14 protein-coding genes and 1 pseudogene are annotated in these 20741 nt (G+C 74.8%); 5 read left to right on the forward strand and 10 right to left on the reverse strand.

The window, feature by feature from the left end:
• Positions 1–734 precede the first annotated feature (734 nt).
• Genes O7602_RS11460 through O7602_RS11475 form a run of 4 tightly spaced genes read left to right on the forward strand, consistent with a single transcriptional unit; the run spans position 735 to position 5627 of the window.
• Positions 735–1544, forward strand: a complete 810-nt coding sequence (locus O7602_RS11460; protein ID WP_281590255.1) for an ABC transporter ATP-binding protein — start codon at positions 735–737, stop codon at positions 1542–1544.
• 28 nt (positions 1545–1572) lie between these two features.
• Entirely contained in the window at positions 1573–2559 is a 987-nt protein-coding gene (locus tag O7602_RS11465; protein ID WP_281588594.1) for an iron-siderophore ABC transporter substrate-binding protein, read from the forward strand.
• A 5-nt stretch (positions 2560–2564) separates the two neighbouring features.
• Complete coding sequence (locus O7602_RS11470; RefSeq protein WP_281588596.1) at positions 2565–4664, forward strand: iron ABC transporter permease; 2100 nt, start codon at positions 2565–2567, stop codon at positions 4662–4664.
• An 18-nt stretch (positions 4665–4682) separates the two neighbouring features.
• Positions 4683–5627, forward strand: a complete 945-nt coding sequence (locus O7602_RS11475; protein WP_281588598.1) for a siderophore-interacting protein — start codon at positions 4683–4685, stop codon at positions 5625–5627.
• 23 nt (positions 5628–5650) lie between these two features.
• Here the strand turns inward: O7602_RS11475 and O7602_RS11480 are convergent, their stop codons facing one another.
• The 10 genes from O7602_RS11480 to O7602_RS11525 all read right to left on the reverse strand — a co-directional run bounded on the left by O7602_RS11480 (position 5651) and on the right by O7602_RS11525 (position 18422).
• Positions 5651–6796 carry an alanine racemase gene (locus tag O7602_RS11480; RefSeq protein ID WP_281588600.1) on the reverse strand — a complete coding sequence of 382 codons (1146 nt, stop codon included), beginning with the start codon at positions 6794–6796 and terminating at the stop codon, positions 5651–5653.
• Positions 6793–8388 carry an IucA/IucC family protein gene (locus O7602_RS11485; protein WP_281588602.1) on the reverse strand — a complete coding sequence of 532 codons (1596 nt, stop codon included), beginning with the start codon at positions 8386–8388 and terminating at the stop codon, positions 6793–6795. The genes O7602_RS11480 and O7602_RS11485 overlap by 4 nt, the downstream gene beginning before the upstream one ends.
• On the reverse strand, positions 8385–10004 hold the full coding sequence (locus O7602_RS11490) for an IucA/IucC family siderophore biosynthesis protein (protein ID WP_281588604.1): 1620 nt from the start codon (positions 10002–10004) through the stop codon (positions 8385–8387). Before O7602_RS11490 ends, O7602_RS11485 begins: the two co-directional genes overlap by 4 nt.
• Positions 10004–11176 (reverse strand): siderophore biosynthesis protein, encoded by a 1173-nt coding sequence (locus O7602_RS11495; RefSeq protein ID WP_281588605.1) that lies wholly within the window; start codon positions 11174–11176, stop codon positions 10004–10006. Before O7602_RS11495 ends, O7602_RS11490 begins: the two co-directional genes overlap by 1 nt.
• 114 nt (positions 11177–11290) lie before the next feature.
• On the reverse strand, positions 11291–13060 hold the full coding sequence (locus O7602_RS11500) for an IucA/IucC family siderophore biosynthesis protein (protein WP_281588607.1): 1770 nt from the start codon (positions 13058–13060) through the stop codon (positions 11291–11293).
• Positions 13057–13626 (reverse strand): GNAT family N-acetyltransferase, encoded by a 570-nt coding sequence (locus tag O7602_RS11505; RefSeq protein ID WP_281588609.1) that lies wholly within the window; start codon positions 13624–13626, stop codon positions 13057–13059. Before O7602_RS11505 ends, O7602_RS11500 begins: the two co-directional genes overlap by 4 nt.
• The gene (locus tag O7602_RS11510) at positions 13623–14885 is read right to left on the reverse strand and encodes a SidA/IucD/PvdA family monooxygenase (protein WP_281588611.1); all 1263 of its coding nucleotides are present in this window, start codon (positions 14883–14885) and stop codon (positions 13623–13625) included. The genes O7602_RS11505 and O7602_RS11510 overlap by 4 nt, the downstream gene beginning before the upstream one ends.
• An 8-nt stretch (positions 14886–14893) precedes the next feature.
• The gene (locus O7602_RS11515; protein WP_281588613.1) at positions 14894–16399 is read right to left on the reverse strand and encodes an aspartate aminotransferase family protein; all 1506 of its coding nucleotides are present in this window, start codon (positions 16397–16399) and stop codon (positions 14894–14896) included.
• 68 nt (positions 16400–16467) lie between these two features.
• Positions 16468–17712, reverse strand: coding sequence for an MFS transporter (locus O7602_RS11520; RefSeq protein WP_281588615.1), 1245 nt, complete (start codon positions 17710–17712; stop codon positions 16468–16470).
• Positions 17712–18422 (reverse strand): siderophore-interacting protein, encoded by a 711-nt coding sequence (locus tag O7602_RS11525; protein ID WP_281588617.1) that lies wholly within the window; start codon positions 18420–18422, stop codon positions 17712–17714. Before O7602_RS11525 ends, O7602_RS11520 begins: the two co-directional genes overlap by 1 nt.
• Positions 18423–18510: 88 nt before the next feature.
• Between O7602_RS11525 and O7602_RS11530 the strand changes: the two are divergent.
• Positions 18511–20739: pseudogene (locus O7602_RS11530) on the forward strand (penicillin acylase family protein); the annotation flags it as partial.
• Between the last annotated feature and the right edge of the window lie 2 nt (positions 20740–20741).

The following is a 20741-nucleotide window of genomic DNA, read 5'->3' on the forward strand; positions in this document are numbered from 1 at the left end:
GCTCCCGCGCGGCGGGGCGGGACGGCGGCGAGGGGCGGCGGGGTCGGGCGGGGGAGGGTCGAGCATGGCGCCGTGCCGTGGTTTCGGAGCGGCTCGCGGCACTGGCTCCCGCATCACGGTAGCCGGCGCCGGCCACGTTCCGGCCGAGCAAGTGAATGGGCCGGGCGGGTCACGGGGCCGGCAATCCTCCGGCGGATGTGACTCTGCGTAACTTTTCCTCCGGACGGCTGACTCCTCCTCCGTCGCCTTTGCTCTGCAGCCATAGACGCATCGAACACCTTCCGTTAGCGATGCGTCTATGGGTGCAGAGCAAAGGCAGCGGGAGGGGAGGGGCGCGCGGGCCCGCGTCGAGCGTTTTTATCCTTTGTGGGTTCTTTGTCCGTGCTGTATTCGGGAGGTGCTCCGGCGGGGCGCTACTCTCTGTCAATGCTACTCTCCGTGACCGCGCGCGAGTCCGGGTGTGGGTCGGCGCGGGCGGCGCGAGGAGTGGGCCGGTGAGGGTTGCGCCGGCGAGAGGGTGGCGCTGGCAAGGGTGGCGAGGGCGGCCCGCTGGCGAGGGTGGTGTGGGTTCCGCTGTCGGCCTGGCGGGACGAGCGCCCGCGCGCTTCGGGGGAGGGAGGGGTGCAACGTCGATCAGCCGGGTGAGTCGGGTCGGCGGAATGAGGGACGGTCGAGGGCGGCTTGACATCGCTCTTGGGGATTAGGTTAGCCTAACCTTCGTGACGAGCGGAACGGTGCGGGCGGACGGCCTGCGGGGCAGTGAGCTGCGGTTGGGCTACCACGGGACCACGGTGGTGCACGACGCCGCGATCACGCTACGGCCGGCGGCGGTGACCGCGCTCGTGGGTCCGAACGGCAGCGGCAAGTCGACGCTGCTGCGTGGCCTGGCCCGACTGCACCCGCTGGAGCACGGCGAGATCGTGCTCGCCGACGGCACCCCGGCGCGGGCGCTGTCCGCCCGGGACTTCGCCCGCCGGGTCACGCTGCTGGCGCAGAGCCGCCCCACCCCGAGCGGGGTCACCGTGCGGGACGTGGTCGGCTACGGCCGGCACCCGTACCGGCAGCGGTGGCGGGCCGGCGACCCGGACGGGCCGGCCGCGATCGCTCGGGCGATGGCCGTCACCGGCGTCGACAGCATGGCCGGGCGTCCGGTCGACGAGTTGTCCGGCGGTGAGCTCCAGCGGGTCTGGTTGGCCACCTGCCTGGCCCAGGACACCGCGGTGCTGTTGCTGGACGAGCCGACCACCTTCCTCGACCTGCGCTACCAGGTGGAGATCCTCGACCTGCTGCGGGAGCTCGCCGACATCGCCGGTGTCGCCGTCGGCGTGGTGCTGCACGACCTCAACCAGGCCGCCGCCGTCGCCGACCAGGTCGTGCTTCTGCACTCCGGCCGGGTGCGGGGCGCCGGCGTCCCGCGCGAGGTGTTCACCGAGGCGGCGCTCACCGAGGCGTACGGCATCCGGGTCGAGGTGACCGTCGACGCGGTCACCGGCCTGCTCTCCACCCGCCCCGTCGGCCGGCACACCAGCCGCGCCACCCACTGAATCCATCCCTGCCACAGAAGAGAAACCGATGTTGCGTACCCGATTCACCCTGCTGGCCGCCGCCGCGACCGCGCTGCTGATCGCCGGCTGCGGCACCACCGAGGCGCCCGCCGCCGCCCCCTCCGCCTCGGACGCGCCGGCCACCGGCCCGGTCACCGTCACCGACAGCCGCGGCAAGGCGATCACCCTGAAGAGCCCGGCGGCCAAGGTCGTCGGCCTGGAGTGGGGTGAGGTCGAGATGCTCGTCGGCCTCGGCGTGATGCCGGTCGGCGTGGCCGACCCCAAGGGGTACGCCACCTGGGTCACCGCCGCGCCGCTGGACCCGGGCGTGAAGGACGTGGGTACGCGCGGCGAGCCGAGCGTCGACTCCATCGTGGCGCTCCAGCCGGACCTGGTGGTGATGGAGGCCGAACGCGGCGCGGCGATCGTCACCCAGTTGGAGAAGTACGTCCCGGTGCTTGTCACCAAGGGCAGTGACGCCACCGACAACCTCGGCCGGATGCGGTCCGACCTCACCATGATCGCCACCGCCACGGGCCGCACCGCGCAGGCGGAGAAGCTGCTCGCCGACTTCGACGCCGCGCTCGCCGACGGGCGGAAGAAGATCGCCGACGCGGGCGCGGCCGGTCGGCAGTTCGCCTTCGCCGACGGCTGGAAGGAGGGCAGCACGGTGTCGATCCGCATGTTCGGCCAGGGTGCGCTCGTCTCCCAGCTCGGCATCCAGCTCGGCCTGAAGAACGCGTGGACCGGCAAGACCGACCCGATGTGGGGGCTGGGGCAGACCGACGTCGAGGGGCTGACCGTCCTCAAGGGCCAGGACCTGCACTTCTTCTACAACGCCTCGGACGGCGAGGACGTCTTCGCCGACGGGCTCGCCGGCAACGCGATCTGGCGCTCGCTGCCGTTCGTGCAGCAGAACAAGCTGCACAAGATGCCGAACGGCATCTGGACCTTCGGCGGCACGCTCTCCGCGAAGCAGTACGTCGACCAGCTCGTCGCCGTCTACACGGCCTGAGCCCGATGATCGCCACCGCCCCGCCGGAGCCGGCCACCCGGCCGGCCCCGGTCGGGCCGCCACCCGCCCGCCGCCGGGTCGCCGGCGCGTTCGCCCTCGCCGCCGCGCTGCTGGTGGCGATCACCGCGGTCCACCTCACCCAGGGCACCTCCGCGGTGGGGGCGCTGGACCTGCTCCGGCTGCTCACCGGCGGCGACGACGAGACCGCCCGGGTGCTCGTCGCCTCCCGCCTGCCCCGACTGCTGACCGGGCTGGCCGTCGGCGTCGCGCTCGGCTTCGCCGGTGGGGCGCTCCAGTCGACCACCCGCAACCCGCTCGCCTCGCCGGACACCCTCGCGGTGAACGCCGGGGCGCACCTGGCGATCGTGGCCACCGCCGCGTTCGGCATCGCGCTGCCGGCGCTGCCCGCAGGTGGGCTCGCGTTCTGCGGCGGGCTCGCCGCGGCCGGACTGGTGATGCTGCTGTCGGCCGGCGGTCAGGCCGCGACGACCCGGCTGATCCTCGCCGGCTCGGCCACCGCGATGGCGCTCGCCTCGCTGACCATGCTGCTCCTGCTTCTCTTCGAGCAGGCCACCATCGGGCTGTTCGCCTGGGGCAACGGCTCGCTCGTGCAGGGCGACCTGGTGGCGTTCACCCAGCTCGCCCCCGTGATCGGGGTCGGCGCGCTGCTGCTCGTCGCGCTCGGGCACAAGCTGGACCTGCTCGCCCTCGGCGACGACACCGCCACCGTGCTCGGGCTGGACGTGCGCCGCACCCGGCTCGGCGTGGTGCTGCTCGCGGTGCTGCTCTCCGCCGCGGCGGTCACCCTGGCCGGCCCGATCGGGTTCGTCGGGCTCGGCGCGCCGGTGATCGTCCGGCTGCTCGGCCGCTGGGTGCCCGAGGTGCACCGGCACCGGGTGCTGCTGCCGCTGTCCGGCATGGTCGGCGTGATCGTCGTGCTCGGCTCCGACGTCCTGCTGCGCGCCGTGCTCGGCGGGCAGGCCGGGGTGGAGGTGCCGACCGGCGTGGTCACCACGCTCTTCGGCGCGGTGCTGCTGGTCTGGTTGGCCCGCCGGCACCGCGACGCCGGGCCCACCCGGCAACCGCCGGGCGGCCACGCGGCCGTACGCTCGCGTGCCTTCCACACCGCCGTGGTGGTGGCCGTCGCGGTGGCGGCGGTCGCGGCGCTGGCGCTCGGCATGCTCGCCGGGGACACCTGGGTGCTGCTCGGCGACATCGTCAACTGGGTGCAGGGGCGCACCGGTCCGGCGTACACCTTCGTGCTGGACGCGCGGTGGCCGCGCGTCGCGGCGGCGCTGCTGGCCGGCGCGGCGCTCGCCCTGGCCGGCACCACCGTGCAGGCGGTCTGCCGTAACCCGCTGGCCGAGCCGGGCATCCTCGGCATCACCGGCGGCGCGGGGATCGGCGCGGTGTCGCTGCTGACGTTCGCCCCGATGGCCGGCGTGCTCGCGCTCTCCGGCGCGGCCGGGCTCGGTGCGGTCGCCGCGTTCGCGCTGGTCTACGGGCTGGCCCGGCGGCGCGGGCTGAACTCGGACCGGCTCGTGCTGATCGGCTTCGCGGTGTGGCAGGGCGGCGCCGCAGTGATCACGTTCATCGTGGTGTCCTCTGACCCGTGGAACACCGGCAAGGCGTTGACCTGGCTGTCCGGCTCCACGTACGGGCGCACCGCGCCGCAGGTCCTGCCGGTGGCGCTCGCGCTGCTGCTCGCCGTCCCTGTGGTGGCCGCGGTACGCCGGGAGCTGGACCTGCTCGCCCTGGACGACGACACGCCCCGGGTGCTCGGGGTCCGGCTGGAGCGAGCCCGGTTGATCGCGCTCGGCCTGGCGGCGCTGCTCACCGCCACCGCCGTGTCCGCGGTCGGCGTGATCGGCTTCGTCGGCCTGGTCGCGCCGCACGCCGCGCGGGCGCTCGTCGGCGGCCGGCACACCCGTGTGCTGCCGGTGGCGGTGCTGCTCGGCGCCACGCTCGTCAGCCTCGCGGACACGCTCGGCCGGTCCGTCATCGCGCCGGCGCAGATCCCCGCCGGCCTGGTCACCGCCATGATCGGCACTCCCTACTTCGTCTGGTTGCTGTGGCGTTCCCGCACGGCGGCCAGTGGCCACTGAGACCGAGAGGACGTCATCATGACCAGCACGCTCGCCGTCGCGCCGTGGCGCGTGTTCACCGTGGAGGTCCGCGCGCTGCGCCGGCTCGGCCCGTCGTTCCTGCGGGTCACGTTCACCGGGCCGGACCTGGACCGGTTCGCCGACAACGGGTACGACCAGCGGATCAAGCTGGCCCTGCCGGTGGCCGACGGGGCGGCCGGGGAGCTGCCCGACGGGCCGGACTGGTTCGCGCGGTGGCGGGACCTGCCGGCGGACCGGCGCAGCCCGATCCGCACCTACACGGTCCGGGCGGTCCGCCCGGAGGCGTACGAGGTGGACGTGGACATGGCGTTGCACGGCGACGGCGGCCCGGCGACCCGGTGGGCGCGTCGGGCCCGCCTCGGTGACCGGCTCGCGGTGGTCGGCCCGGACGCCGGTTACGCGGGCGAGCACGGCGGGGTCGAGTTCCGGCCGCCGGCCGACGCGACGCTGTTGCTGGCCGGCGACGAGACCGCCGCGCCGGCGATCTGCGCGATCCTGGACCGGCTGCCGGCCGGCGCGCGTGGTCACGCGGTGGTGGAGGTGCCGGCGGCGGGGGACGAGCTGCCGTGCCGCACGCCGGTCGGCGTGACCGTGACCTGGCTGCCGCGCGACGGGGCCCCGCACGGCAGTCGGCTCACCCCGGCCGTGACCGCCCTCGCGGCCCGGCTGCTGCCCGCGCCGACCGCCGCGCCCGCCGCGCCGTCAGCCGACCGGCCGGCGGGTCCGTCCGCCGACGCGCCGGCGGGCGGGGGCGGGGAGGCGGAGCCGGAGATCCTCTGGGAGGTGCCGGACCGGGCCGACGGCGCGGCGCTCTACGCCTGGCTGGCAGGTGAGGCGGCGGTGATCCGCGGCCTGCGCCGGCATCTGGTCAGTGAACGTGGGCTCGACCGGCGGGCGGTGGCGTTCATGGGCTACTGGCGGGCCGGTCGGGCCGAGAGCTGAGGCGGTCGGGCCACCGTCGCCGGTCAGCCGTCGACGGGCCGGGCGGCCCACTCCGCCGCGATCCGGTCCGGGTCGCCGACCCGGAACTCCGGCGGCTCGTGCAGCAGGAAGTCCCGGTGGCTGATGTTCCACGCGTAGGCGCCCGCCATGGCGAACACCAGCACGTCGCCCACGCCCACCGGGCCGGCGTCCGCCGAGCGGGACAACACGTCCTTCGGCGTGCACAGTTGCCCGACCACGGTCACCGGCCCGCCGTCGGTGCGCGGGCCACCGCCGCCGCGCCGCCGGTGCACGGTGAACGGCTGCGCGTGCCCCTTCGCCGCCGGTGTCCGCAGGTGGTGCGTGCCGCCGGCCACCACCGCGAACCACTCGCCGTACGAGCGCTTCACGTCGATCACCTCGGTCAGGTACGCGCCGCAGTGGACGGTGACCGACCGGCCCGGCTCGATCCGCAGCCGCACCCCCGGGTACGCGTCGAGCACGTCGCCGAGCGCCCGGCCGTAACCGGCCCAGTCGAACCGGGCCGCCGGGTCGCCGTAGTCGACGGCCATGCCGCCGCCCACGTCGACCTCCCGCGCCCCGATCTCGGCGACCGACCACCGGACCACTGCCTCGGCCACCGCCCCGGCGAGCGGGGCGTCCAGCCCGCTGGCCAGGTGGGCGTGCACGCCGTGCACCTCGACGCAGGCCGGGGGACGGCGGGCGCACGCCACCGCGTCCGCCGGGTCCATCCCGAACGGGCTGGGCCGTCCCCCCATCACCAGGCTCGCCCCCGGCACGTCCAGGGGCAGGTTCACCCGCAGCAGCACCCGTGCCGTCCGGCCGGTGGCCACCGCCAGCGCGCCGAGGCGACGCAGCTCGGCCGGGGACTCCACGTGGATCCGCGCCACCCCCGCGGCGAGCGCGGCGCGCAGGTCCGCGTCGGTCTTGCCCGGCCCGGCGTACCCGGCGGCCGGTCGGCCGGGCAGCACCTCGGCCAGGCGGCGCAGCTCGCCGCGGCTGGCGGTCTCGAAGCCGTCGACGACCGGCGCGAGCGTGCGCAGCACGTCCGGCTCCGGGTTGGCCTTGACCGCGTAGAGCAACTCGACCGGCCGGGGCAGCGCCGCGCGGATCGCCCGCGCGTGCCCGGCCAGCGCGTCGAGGTCGTGGACGTACACCGGCCGGGTCACCGGCGAGCGCCGAACGGGTTCGGCACCGGCACGAACGGCGCGGCCCGGTCCGCGTCCCGCCGCCACCGCACCAGCAGGTTCGCCTTCGCCACGAGCGGGTCACCGGCAAGCAGCGCGCGCAACTCCGGCGGATCGTTCAGCTCGGCGGCCACCGCCGAGACCACCGCGCGCACCTCCCGCCACAGGTCCGGCTCGATCCCCGGCCGGGCGTCGGCCAGGGCGCCGCAGACGCCGGCCAGGTGGTTGACGAACAGGCAGTAGACGACGCGGCGGCGGGAGTCGTCCGCGCTGTACCCGGCCTGCCGCGGCACCCCGTCCGGCCAGGCGGTCCAGCGGCTGGTGTCGAGCTTCACCCCCTCCAGGTCGCGCAGCAGCATCCGGGCCGGGTGACCGTCGGCGTCGCGCACCACGACCACGTTCTGCAGGTGCGGCTCGTGCACCACGCCGTGCCGCAGCCAGGCGTACAGCACGGCCGGCGCGAGCAGCCCGACGTAGCGCCGCCACCAGCCCACCGGGTCGGTGACCGGCAGCGGCGCGGCGGCGAGCGCCGCCGCCAGCACCGGAGTCTGCCCGGGCCGCAGGTGGGCGCGCAGCCCGGTGCGCAGGATCGTCCCGTACGCCTCGTCCGCGCCGGGGGAGTCGACGGTCCGGTAGGCGGGTTCGGCGAGCAACGCCACGCCGTCGGGCAGCGGGATCCCGGCGAGCAGCCCGGTAAGCGCGACCGCGCCGGTCAGCTCGTACCTGGCGTTCTTGCGCAGGCAGTTGGTGATCCGCACGTGCAGGCTCGTCTTCACGAACAGGTCCGCGTCGGGGGAGTAGAGCGTGCGGACGCTCGCGGTCGGCCGCACCGGCGCGCCGGCCGGGCCGAGCCGGCGTACCCGGGGATCCGCCGGCGGCACCAGCGCGAGCTGCCACGGGTGCACCGGCAGCGCCAGGTGCCCGGCCGGTGGGCGCGGCGGGTCCAGGGCGGCCAGCAGCTCCTCGACCGGCCCGGCCTCGGCCACCAGGTCGTCCGGCACGGCGAGCCAGTGCAACCGGAACGCGGCGCGTAGCTCCGGCGCGTACGCCCGCCAGCCGTCCGGATCGCCGCTGCGCCACTTCGGCGTCGGGTGGTGCGGGTGGCCCAGGACGAGCGACTGCTCGGACGCCACGTAGGCGTCGAGGGCCGCGTCACCGGTCGGCGTCGGGTCGGCGGCCGGCCGCCCGGCCAGCAGCCGGGCCACGACGTCCCGGCTGGCTAGCACCTGCCCGATGAACTCGGGATTGTCGCGGCCGGTGCGCGCGGTCAGCTCCGCCGCCACCAGCCCGGCCAGTCGCTCGGCGTCCACCCCGGCCCACCGGCCGCCGTCGAGCCGGTGTCGCACCGGGCCGTGGTAGCGGTGCGCGCCGACCGGCGACACCCGGGTCACCGCGCACCGCAGCACCACCCCGGTGGCGCCGAGCCGCACCCGTACCTCGTCGGGGGTCACGGTGACCGCGCCGGCCGGCGCGGCAACCTCGCGGACCAGGCAGCCGAACACGGCGTGCGCGGTGGCCAGGTCCGCCGGGCGGGTGTGCGGCGCCGCCCGGCGGCGCAGGCCCGTGCTCGTCATCGCGTCTCCCGCAGGTAGTTCGGGCCGGTGCGCCGGTAGTACTTGTTCACGTCGGCGCAGCCGAGCCGCTGCTTCGGCAGCAGGGTGCCGGCGGTGACCATCGCCTTGACCGGCAACCGGTCGGCCCGCAGCACCCGCTCGGTGAAGGTCCGCGCCGCCGGCCCGTCGCCCCACCGGTCCCGCGCCGCGACGAGCCGGGGGGCCAGCGCGGCGGCCGGCGACGGCACGGGCACGCCCCGGGCCGCAAGCGCCAGCAGCGGCGCGGCGGCGGCCAGGTGCAGCGTGATGGTGACGAACACGTCGGCCAGCTCGCCCGGGTCGGCCGCCCACATCCGGGCGTCCCGCAGGGTCACCCCGTCCCGGTGCCGCCGGTCGAGCCGCGCGCCGTCGTCGTCCTTGTAGAGCAGGCCGAGTGTCCCGTCCGGCCGCAGCAGCAGGTGGATGTTCTGCGGATGGGCTTCCAGCGCCACGCCGTAGCGCAGCCACAGGCAGACGTGCCAGTCGAGCAGCAGGTCCAGATAGGACTCCAGCACGGCCACGGGACGGTCGCCGCCGATCCGCTCCAGCACGGTGCCGCCCGCCGGGTCCGGCGCGGCGAGCGCCGCCACCGGCACCACCCGGGTGCCGGACAGGTCCCGGGGGAACCGGCGGAGCAGGAACGCCGGTCCGTCGGCGTCGCCGAGGTGACCGTAGGTGTGCTCGTCGGCGTGCCGGATCCGGCCGGCGAAGGCGGGTTCGGCGGCGGCGATCCGGTCCAGCAGCCCGGCCACCGCCGCGCCGTCGGCGAGGGTGTCCGGTCGCAGGCCGCGCCGGTTGCGGGCGCCGAGCGTGGCGGTGGGCAGCGGCAGCTTGAGATGGGTGTACGGGTCGTCGGCGAGCGCCACCGTCCGCATCGAGAGGGTGGGCCGCACGGTCACCGCCGGCCGGTCCGTCACCGGCAGCGCGTGCCGGGCCGCGGTGAGCGGGTGCGCCGGGAGCAGCAGGTCACCGGCCCGCTCCGCCGCCGGCCACCAGGCGGGCAACGGGCCGGTGAGCCGCACCTGCGCCCGGGGCGCGGCGTGCCAGCGCAGCGTGAAGCGGGGCGCGTGCTCCGGGGCGTACCGGATCAGGTCGTCGTCGTGGAGCCCGTGCCGGCAGCGGTCGGTCGGGTAGACCGGGTGGCCGGCGTGCGCGGCGAGCACGTCGTCGAGCAGCGCCGCCGCCATGCCGGCCGGCGCGGTCGTCCGCTCGGCGGCCACGGCGGCGAACACCGCCGGTCGGGCCCGGGCGGCGAGCCGGCGGGCCCGCAGGTCGGCGTGGCACTCGGCGGCGAACGTGCGCCACCCGGCCTCGGCCTCGGCGTCGCCGCTCGGGGTGAGCAGCACGAGCAGGCCGTCGAGCGTGTCCACCCGGCGGTCGCCGCCGCCCGCGACCCGGACGTCCACGGCGGCGGTCGCGCAGCGCAGCGCCGCCTGGAACCCGTCGACCCGGACCGGTACGCGCAGCAGCCCGGCCGGGCACGGGGTCTCCCACCGGTCGCCGACGAGCCGGCCGTGACGCAGGAGACCGAGGTGGTCCTCGCGGAGCAGGGCGTCGAGCACCCGGGCGAACACCTGCCGCTCGCTGGCGTCGATCATCAGGTGATGGTCCAGCTCAGCTCGCGGCGGAACACGGCGAGCGCGGCCCGCACCCCGTCCGGGTCGGGGCCGATGCCGTGCAGCGCGGCCAGGTAGTCGCGGTTGGTGCCGGTGTGCTCCGCGACCCGGCCCACCTGACGCATCGGCCGGCAGGACAGCCGGACGCCGTCGCGGACGGTGTCCCGCCGTCCGGGTGCCGCGACGAGCCGGCCGGACCGGTCCGCGCAGACGTACTCGACCCGGGCGTGCCGGTCGAGCGTGGCCGGGTCGGGCAGGTCCAGCGCGGCCAGCGGCTCGCCCAGGTGCAGCCGGATGACGTGGGCGAACAGCGGCACCCCGAGCAGGTCGGTGAGGATCAGGTCCATCCGGTCGCCGATCAGACGGTCGTTCACCTCGATCAGCCGGATCCAGTCGCCCCGCACGACGTACTCGGTGTGGCAGGCCCCGAAGCCGACGCCGAGTGCGTCGAGCAGCGTGCCGAGCCGGGCGCGGTGGGCCGGTGGCGGGGGTGACCAGTCGAGGCTGACCTCGGTGAAGGTGGGTGGCGGGCCGAGGCCGGTGTGCCAGCCGCCAAGCGTCGCGAGCGAGCGTCCGTCGCCGAGCGTGTCGTAGGTGTGCAGCTCCCCGGTCAGGTACTCCTCGACGACGAGCGCCACCTCCGGTCGCCGCCGGCGGATCGCGGCGACCCGGGCCGCCAGGTCGGCCCGGTCGGTGACCAGGTACGCGTCCTCGCTTGCCACCCCGTCGCGGGGCTTGACCACCGCCGGGAGGAGGCCGTTCGGCACGTCGGGCGGCGCGCCCGGGTCGACTGTCACCACGCGGACCGGGTCCAGGCCGGCGCGGGCGAGCGCGCGGCGCATGGCCGCCTTGTCCTTGCACCGCCGGGCCGCGTCCGGGTCCTTGCCGGGCAGGCCGAGCTTGCCGGCGGCGACGGCGGTCGCCTCCTGGAGGTGGTCGCTGTTGGACAGCAACGCGGCGGGCGGCTCGGCCGCCGTGGCCGCCACGACAGCCGCCGCGTCGCGGACCGCGCAGCGCCGCACCGGCGCGCCGGTGGGCCACTCGCCCGGCCGGTCGGTCAGCACGGTGACCGGCAGGTCGAGCGCGTCGGCCGCCGGGAGGAAGCCCTCCAGGACGGCGTCGGTGGGGTTCAACGCGGTCAGGTAGAGCCGCATCCCGCCTCCTCGCGCTCACGTTTAGGCAAGCCTATCCTAAACATCCCATTCTGCGAGGTTCGCCACGTCGGTCACCGGGGCGTCGGTCACGGGGCGTCGGTCACCAGGCGTCGGTCACCGGGGCGGCGCGAACCGGGCCAGCGGGTTGGCGAGCGTGCCGGCGAACTGCAACGCGGCGGACGGGTCGGCCAGGTCCACCATCTGCCGGTTGTTCCTGAGCTGGAGCCGGTTGAGACAGGACAGCGCGAACTCCGCCGCGAACAGGTCGTGCCGGCGCATCCGGTCGGCCAGGTGCGGCACGGTCTCGGCGTAACCCGTCGCGCAGTCGGCCACGGTGCGCCAGAAGTCGTCCTGGTCGAGCACGCCGGAGGTGTGCAGGGCGGCGCTCAGGTGCCGCAGGAAGCAGTCGAACACGTCGGTGAGGATGGCGAGGATCTTCTCGCCCTCCGGGATGGCCGCCCGGACCCGGCGCACCGGCGACGGCAGCTCGGCGTCCGGGTTCATCACCACGATCTCCTCGGCGATGTCCTTGAAGATCACCCGTTCCACCACGCCGCCGTCGAGCACCAGGATGACGTTCTCGCCGTGCGGCATGAACGCCAGGTCGTGGGCGTACAGGCTGTGCAGCAGCGGCACCAGGTAGGCGTCCAGGTAGCGGCGCAGCCAGTCCGCCGGCGGCAGCCCGGAGGCGTCGATCAGCGCGCCGGCCAGCGGGCGACCGTCCCGGTCGAGGTGCAGCAGCGACGCCATGGTGGCCAGCCGCCGGCCGGGCGGCAGGCCGGGCACCGGGCTCTCCCGCCAGAGCGCCGCGAGCATCTTCCGGTACGGCGAGGAGCGGTCAGTGGCCGCCTCGTACTGCCGGTGCCGGTAGCCGACCGCGGCCCGCTCCCGCAGGATGGTCAGGCCGGCGCGGCGGAACACCGGGTCGCCGTCGATCAGCGCGGCCAACCAGTCGTTGATCGCCGGCGTGGCCTCCATGTACGCGGCGGACAGGCCCCGCATGAAGCCCATGTTCAACACCGACAGCGCGGTCTTGACGTAGTGCCTCGCCGGGTCGGTGACGTTGAAGAAGGTACGGATGGACTGCTGGGCGAGGTGCTCGTCCGGCCCCTCGCCGAGGCAGACCAGCCGCCGCGTGGCCACCTCGCCGGCGAACGTCACGGCGAGCTTGTTCCACCACTGCCACGGGTGCACCGGGATGAGCAGGTAGTCGGCCGGGTCGAGGCCGAGCCCGGCGAGCGTGGCGGCGAACCGGTCCAGCGTCTCGTTGCCCAACTCGGCGCGGACGAGCGTGTCGTAGTCGAGGTCGGCGGCGCAGGTGAAGGTGGCGTGGTCGCGGTGCGCGGCCAGCCAGAACAGCCGGACCGGGGCGGCGGCCTCCGGGGCGTACCGATGGTAGTCGTGCGCGCCGAAGCCGAGCCGGCCGTTGTTCGCCACGAAGCAGGGGTGACCCTCGGTCATCCCCGTCTCGATGGCCTGGAAGTCGGCGGCGGCCAGCTCGGCGGCGGTGACCGGCGGCTTGCCGAGCTTGTACGCGGTGCCGGCGAGGGTGGAGGTGATCTCCTCCAGATAGACCGGCAGGACCGCGTCGGTGAGGCCGAGCGCGCCGCGCAGTTCCACGCAGAGGTCGACGGCGTCGGGCGGCAGTTCCGCGCCGTCGCGGTGCCGGGTGATGCTCGCGGCGTCGATCTGCCAGTGGTCGAGCGCCAGCCGCCGCGCGGCGAACCGGTACTCCACGGTGCCGTCGTCGCCGCGCACGACCCACTGTCCGGGCCCGGCCGGCTCGGGGACGATCAGGCGTTCGTGGGCGAACTCGGCGAGCGCCTTGCGCACCAGCAGCCGGTTGGCCGTCGCCCACGCCTCGGGGGTCAGGTGGTCGATCATGCCCGCTGGTCTCCTTCGATGGCTTTCCGGAACCGCTCGCGGGTGCAGACGCTGAGGAGCGCGTCCTTCTCCGGTTTGCGGATCTCGCCGACGACGGTGAAGCCGACGGCGGCGTTGAGCGCGTGCACGGCGGTGTTGCGCACGTCCGGCTCCACCACCACCCGGCGGGTCGCCGGGTCGGCGAACAGCCAGGCCATGATCGTGGTGAGGACCGCGTGGGTGAAGCCGTGCGCCGGGGTGTCGGTGGGAGCGCAGAGGAAGTGCATGCCGACGTCGCCGGGCTCCGGGTCGTACAACCCGACCAGCTCGACCCGGGCCGGGTCGTACCGTTCGGCCAGGAACGCCGGCCGGCCGCGCCACGAGCCGAGGTACGCGGCGTGGTGCGGGTGCGCGGCGATCGTCCGGTACGCCTCGGCCACACCCGCCACGTCGGCGTCGCCCATCAGCCAGAACGCGGCCTTCGGATGGGTGACCCAGCGGTGCAGCAGCGGCGCGTCCGCGTCGGCGTCAAGCGGGCGCAGCGTGAACTCGCCGAGCCGGTCGTCCAGATGCGAGAACGTACTCACGAGGCCACCCCGAAATCCTGGAACGCGATCGTCTTCTCGATCGGGTAGTGCTCGCGGCCCGTCAGCTCCCGGATGATCCACGAGTTGCGGTACGGGCCCATGCCCAGGTCGGGGGAGGTGATGCTGTGCGTGTGCGTGCCGCCGTTCTGGAGGAACACGCCCCGGCCGGTGTGGTCGACGCTGTAGTTGCGGGCCACGTCGAAACGGCCGTGGGCGTCGAAGCGCAGCCGGTCGCGCACCGGCGCGAGGAACTCCGGCACCCGGTAGTGGTAGCCGGTGGCAAGCACCAGGCCCTCGGTGTCGAGCGTGAACCCCCGGTCCTGCTCGGTGTGGCGCAGCCCGAGCCGGTAGCGGCCGTCGACGTGTGCGGCGTCGACAAGTTCGGTGTTCGTCAGCAGCCGGGTCGGCGCCGGCCCGTGCAGGCTCTTGGCGTACAGCGTGTCGTAGATGTCGTTGATCAGGTCGGCGTTGATGCCCTTGAACAGCGGCTTCTGTGCCGCCTCCAGCCGGTAGCGGGTCGGCTCGGGCAGCGCGTGGAAATAGTCCACGTAGTCCGGTGAGGTCATCTCCAACGTCAGCTTGGTGTATTCCAGCGGGAAGAACCGGGGCGAGCGGGTGACCCAGGTGAGCTGGTAGCCGTACGTGTCGATGTCGGCGAGCAGGTCGGCGTAGATCTCGGCGGCGCTCTGGCCGCTGCCGACGACGGTGATGCTGCCCTTGGCGCGCAGCGCCTCCCGGTGGTCCCGGTAGCGGGAGTTGTGGATCAGGTCGCCGCCGAGGCCGGCGCAGGCCGGCGGCAGGTACGGCGGGGTGCCGGTGCCGAGCACCAGGTGCCGGGCCCGGTGGGTGACCGGCCCGTCCGGGGTGTCGGCGTGCACCACGTAGTGGTCGCCGTCGTGCTCGACGCGGGTGACGGCGTGCCGGAAACGCAGGTTCGGCAGCTTCGCGGCGGCCCAGCGGCAGTAGTCGCTGTATTCGGCGCGCAGCGGGAAGAAGCTCTCCCGGATGTAGAACGGGTAGAGCCGGCCGGTCTCCTTCAGATAGTTGAGGAACGAGTACGGCGAGGTGGGGTCCGCGAGCGTGACCAGGTCGGCGATGAACGGCGTCTGCAACCGGGTCGAGTCGAGCATCATCCCCGGGTGCCAGTCGACGCCGTCGCGGGCCTCCAGGAACAGCCCGTCCAGGTCGTCGAGCGGCGCGGTGAGGCAGGCCAGGCCGAGGTTGTACGGGCCGAGGCCGATCGCGATGAAGTCCGGCATGTCTCTCCTCACCCGACCGGGGACAGCGTGGCGGCGGTCCCGGCGTACCAGGCGGCGTGCTCGGCGATCAGGTCGAGCACGGCGGCGATGTCGTCCACCGTGGTTTCCGGGTTGAGCAGCGTCAGCTTCAGCCAGTGCGCGCCGTCGACCTTGGTGCCGGCGACGAGTGCCGCGCCGGAGGCGGCGAGGGCCTCACGGGCGTGCAGGTTGGCCTCGTCGACCAGGTTCGGGGCCGCGCCGGACGGCGCGTACCGGAAGACCACGGTGCTGAGCGCGGACGGGGCCGCCACCTCGAAGCGGCTGTCGGCGTCGAGGTGCCGCCAGGCGTCGGCGGCCAGGTCGACCACCTGGTCGAAGAGCGCGCCGACCGCGTCCGGTCCCATGATCCGCAGGGTCAGCCAGAGCTTGCAGGCGTCGAACCGGCGGGTGGTCTGGATGCTCTTGTCGACCTGGTTCGGGATGCCCTGCTCGACCGCCCGGGCCGGGTTGAGGTAGTCGGCGTGCCAGGTGGCGTGCCGCAGCGTGCGGCCGTCGCGTACCAGCAGCGCGCTGGAGCTGACCGGCTGGAAGAACGACTTGTGGTAGTCGACGGTCACCGAGGCGGCCCGCTCGATGCCGTCGAGCAGGTGCCGGCGGGTGGGGGAGACCAGCAACCCGCAGCCGTACGCGGCGTCCACGTGCAGCCAGATGCCGGCGGCGACGCAGATGTCGGCGATCTCCGGCAGCGGGTCGATGGTGCCGAAGTCGGTGGTGCCGGCGGTGGCGACCACGGCCATCACCACCTGCCCGTCGCGCCGGCAGCGGTCGATGGCGCGGGCCAGCTCGTCGGTGCGCATCCGGCGGCCGGCGTCGGTGGGCACGGTGAGCACCGCGTCGGCGGCCAGGCCGAGCAGCTTGGCGGCCTTCTGCACGCTGAAGTGGCCGGCGGCGGAAGTGATGATCCGCAGCCGGGCGAGCACCTCGGGCCGGGCCGGGCGGGTGGCCGCGGAGCCGACCTCCCGGCGGTACGCCTCCTCCCGGGCCAGCAGCATCGCCTGGAGGTTGGACTGGGTGCCGCCGCTGGTGAACACGCCGTCGGCGGCGGCGCCGAGGCCGATCCGTCCGGCCGTCCACTCGATCAGCCGCCGTTCCATCAGCGTGGCGCCGGCGCTCTGGTCCCACGTGTCCAGGGAGGAGTTGACCGCGCTGAGCACCGCCTCGCCGAGCAGCGCCGGGATGACCACCGGGCAGTTCAGGTGGGCCAGGTAGCGCGGGTGGTGGAAGTACACCGCGTCGCGCAACCAGACGTCGTGCAGCTCGTCCAGGGCGGCGTCGGTGTCACCGAGCGGTCGGTCCAGGTCGATGCCGCCGACAAGCGGGGCGAGGGCCTCCGGGGTGATGCCGGTGCACGGGCGGTCCACCTCGCCGACCCGGCGGGCGACCCGGTCGACGCCGCGCGCCAGCACGTCCCGGTATCGCCCGAGCGAGTCGGCGTTGAACAGGTGGGCGCGCGCTGCGGTGCCGATCGAACTCATGCGACTTCCCGGTAGTCGTGCGGACAGGAACGCGGCCATGGCCACGCGGACATCAGGTTAGGGTAGCCTTACCTAACAATCAAGTCCGGCTCCCGCACGGAAGTCGGCCGCGACACCGCCCCGGAGGGCGGGAACCGCCGCTGGTGTGCGACACCCACCACGACTCCCGCGGCGACGAGCACAAGGGACGCCAGCGCCACCGCCGGATAACCGAACCGCTCGGCGGCGGCGAGCCCGACCGAGGCGGCCACGAACGAGCAGACCAGCCCGAACGACGACAACACGGTGAAGTCGGTGCCGCCGCTGCCGGGCCGGGAGTAGTCCATGTTGACCGTGTAGAGCACCACGTTGGCGATCGTGTAGGCGACCAGGAAGAAGGACAGCGCGGCGACCGTGCCACCAAGGGGTGCGCGACCGTTCATCAGCGGCAGCAGCGCCACCGTGGACAGCGCCAGGGTCACCCCGCCTGCGACCAGCACACCGGCCCGGCCGAACCGGCCGACGCCGATCCCCGCGACCAGCCCGGCCACGATCGCCGGCACGCTCGTCACCACGCCTGTCACCACGCCGATCCGCCCCAACGACCAGCCGGCGTCGACGAGCGCGGGCGTCACGAGCGCGTACGCCATGCCGGCGCCGACGTAGACGAGCGGCACCACGCCGAACGTCCACCACCGGCAGCCGGGCTGGCCGAACACCGACACCAGCGCCCGGTACGCGGCGCCGATACGGACCGCCCGGTCGGTGCGCTCCGGCTCCCGGAACCGCCACACCACGAGCAGCCCGACCGCGGTCAGCGCGGCCAGCAGGCCGATCGCCGGCGCCCAGCCGAACATGTCGTACACCAGCACGCAGGCGCCACCGCCGAGCAGGTTGCCCAGATAGCTGGCCGCCACCTGGATGCCGTTTCCGGTGCCCCGGTCGGCGGCGGTCAGCAGCCGCACCGCGACCGCGTCGGCGGCGATGTCCTGGGTGGCCGAGAAGAACACGAACGCGGCGCAGACCGCCACGACCGGGCCGAGCTGGTCCGCCGGGCGGGAGAACGGCAGCAGCGCCAGCAACGTCAGCACCAGCGCGGTCTGCAACACCAGCAGCCAGGACCGGTAGTGGCCGCGGCGCCGGGAGCCGTACCGGTCCAGGATCGGCGCCCAGAGGAACTTGATCGGCCAGATCAGGCCGACGACCTGCACCAGCGCGAGCGTGTCCAGCGAGGTGCCGCCGTCGCGCAGGATGGCGGTGAGCCCGACGGTGATGAAGCCGACCCCGAGATACTGCGTGACGTAGAGCGCGGTCAGCGTGCCGAGACGCCCCATCAGGCGGCCCGCCAGTAGCCGAGCGAGGTGAGCTGGTGCTTGCCGACGCCGAGCGTGCGCCGCAGGTGCCGGGTGAGGTCGCGGGTGGTGGCCGCCTCGCAGGCCAGCCAGTAGTGCGCGGACCCGGCGGCGGGCAGCGCCGCGCGGACCGTGTCGACCAGGTGCCGCCCCGCGTCGCGCCGTGGCACCCAGGTCACGTCGTGGTGGGCGCGGGCGCGCGGGGTCAACGCCTTCTCGCCCTCGTGCGCGTACTCCAACCAGACCGTCGCCGGGATGTCGGCGCCCGCGTCGAGCAGGCTGTTGACCGCCGGCAGCGACGCGGCGTCGCCGACCAGATAGAGGTGCTCCGGGGCCGGATCGGGAAACTGGAACGCGCTGCCCTGCAGCGTCGCGTCGATGGTGTCGCCGACCGTGGCGGCGGCGGCCCAGTTGGCGGCGCAGCCGTCGTGCAGGGCGAACTCCAGCGTGAACCGTCCGGTCGCCGGATCCGGGTCGACGAGCGTGTACGCGCGCTGGTGCGCCCGCCCGCCGTTGTCGAACCAGAGCCGGATCCACATGGTGGGGTGCGTACCGTGCGCTGTGAGCAGGCCGCCGTCGTCGAGGAGCAGGCGCTGGTAGTGCCCGTCTACCGACTCGGTGCCCAGCACGGTGAGCCGGAAGTCCCGGCCGCCCATGGCCCTCAGCACCAGGCCCTCCCAGTTCCGTTTCACGAATCCCTCCCGGTAAGGTCGACCTCAGTTAGGGGAGGGTAACCTAAGTGTCTAGTCGAGGGAACTGCCGTCCGGTCGGGCCGAGCCGGTGACGCGCGTCGATCGCGACCGGTGGGGCGTGCCCCAACTCTGGGCCGGCGACACCGACGCGCTGGCCCGCCTCCAGGGCCGCGTCGCCGCCCTGGACCGGGCGTGGCAGATCTGCGTGGAGCGGTGGCGCGCCGAGGGCCGGCTGGCCGCCCGGGTCGGCCCGACCGAGCTGGCCTGGGACCGCTTCGCCCGGCGGGCCCGGCTGGACGACACGGCCCGGCGCTGCCACGAGCGACTCGACCCGGACACCCGCCGGTGGGTCGGGGCGTACGTCGACGGCGTCAACTCCGGCCTCGCCGAGGGCGCCGCCGCCGCACCCGAGTTCGCCGCCACCGGCAGCGCCCCCGAACCCTGGCAGCCGTGGACCCCGCTGGGTGTCTTCCTCGTCCAGCACGCGCTCTTCTCCACCTTCCCGAACAAGCTCTGGCACGCCCACGTCGCCCGCACGCTCGGCCCCGAGGCGGTCGGCCTGTTCGCCGTGGAGGGGCCGGCGTCGTCCGGCAGCAACGCCTGGGCGCTGCCCGCCGACCCCGCCACCGGACGCGGCCCGGTGCTCGCCGGCGACCCGCACCGGCTGCTCGAACTCCCCGGCATCTACCAGCAGATCCGGCTGGCCTGCCCGGAGTTCGACGTGGTCGGGCTCGCCTTCCCCGGCGTACCCGGCCTGCCGCACTTCGGCCACGCCGGGCACGTGGCCTGGGCCGTCACCAACGCGATGGCCGACTACCAGGACCTCTACCGCGAGCAACTCCGCCGCGACGGCGACCGGGTGCTGGTGCGGGACCCGGACGGGTGGACGCCCGCCGCCCGCCACGTCGAGACGGTCGAGGTGCGCGGCGGCGCCCCGGAGACCGTCGAGATCATCGAGACGCCGCGCGGCCCGGTCATCGACCACGACCGGGTCACCGGCGAGGCGATCAGCCTGCGGACGCCGAGCCGGGTGGAGGCCCGCCTCGGCTTCGAGGCGCTGCTGCCGCTGCTGCGCGCCCGCCGGGCCGGCGACGTCGCCGACGCGCTGCGCGGCTGGGTCGAGCCCGTCAACAGCGTGCTCGCCGCCGACACCGGGGGCGCGGTCCGCCGCCTGGTCGCCGGCCTGGTCCCGGTACGCGACGAGCGGTGCCGCCGGGAGCCGGTGCCCGGTTGGGAGCCGCGACACCACTGGCGCGGCGACCACCTGCCGATGGTGGACGAGACCGTGTCGGCCGGTGACGGTCGGGCGTTCGGCGGCTCTGCCGATGGTCGCGCGGAGCGGGCGTTCGACGGCTCTGCCGATGGTCGCGCGGGCCCGGCGTTCGGCGGTGTCGCGGTCTGCGCCAACGACCGGCGTGCGGATGTCGCCGCACACGGTGTCGACTTCGCGCCGCCGCACCGCGCCCGGCGGATCCGCGCCCTGCTCGCCGACGGCGTCGGGTCGTCCACCGTGCACACCGACGCCCGACTCCCGGCGACCCCGACGTACCGGCTGCTGCGCCGGCTCGACCCGGCCCGGCTCGACGCGCCGGCCCGCGCGCTGCGCGACCGGCTGCTGGCCTGGGACCGGGAGATGGCGGCCGACTCGATCGAGGCCGGCGCGTACGCGGCCTGGCGGTCCGCGCTCGCCCGCCGGCTGGCCGCCCACCCGTCGCTGCGGGCGCTGCACCAACCGTCCGGGTACGACGAGCTGTTCACCCCCTGGACCGACCCGGCGACCCGGATCGGCCTGGCCCTGGACCACCTCGTCGAGGCCGGGCTCGACGCCGGGGCTGCCGGGCTCGATGCCGGGGCTGCCGGGCTCGATGTCGGGGCTGCCGGGTTCGATGTCGGGTCGCTCGGGGCTGCCGGGTTCGATGTCGGGTCGCCTGGGATTGCCGGGCTCGATGTCGGGTCGCTCGGTGGCGACGCGCTTGTCGAGGTGGCCGCCGCGCCGCCGCCCGGGGCGTGGGGCCGGCGGCACCTGCCGCACCCGGTGCACCTGGGCGTGGCTGCCGCAACGGTGGACGCCGTCGCGGCGATGCGGGAGCGGGTGGCGCTCGCCGGTGACACCGACTGCGTTCTCGCCACCGCCAGCGTGCCGGGTGTCTCCGACGACTGCTGGCGCGGCCCGGTCGCCCGCTACGTGTGGGACCTGACCGACCGGGCGGCCAGCCGCTGGATCGTCCCGTTCGGCGCGTGCGGACGGCCCGGAGACGCGCACTTCACCGACCAACTGACCCACTGGGCGGCCGGGACGCTGATCCCGGTGCCCACCGG

It is taken from the genome of Micromonospora sp. WMMD1128, from assembly GCF_027497235.1.
Classification (GTDB): Bacteria; Actinomycetota; Actinomycetes; order Mycobacteriales; family Micromonosporaceae; genus Micromonospora.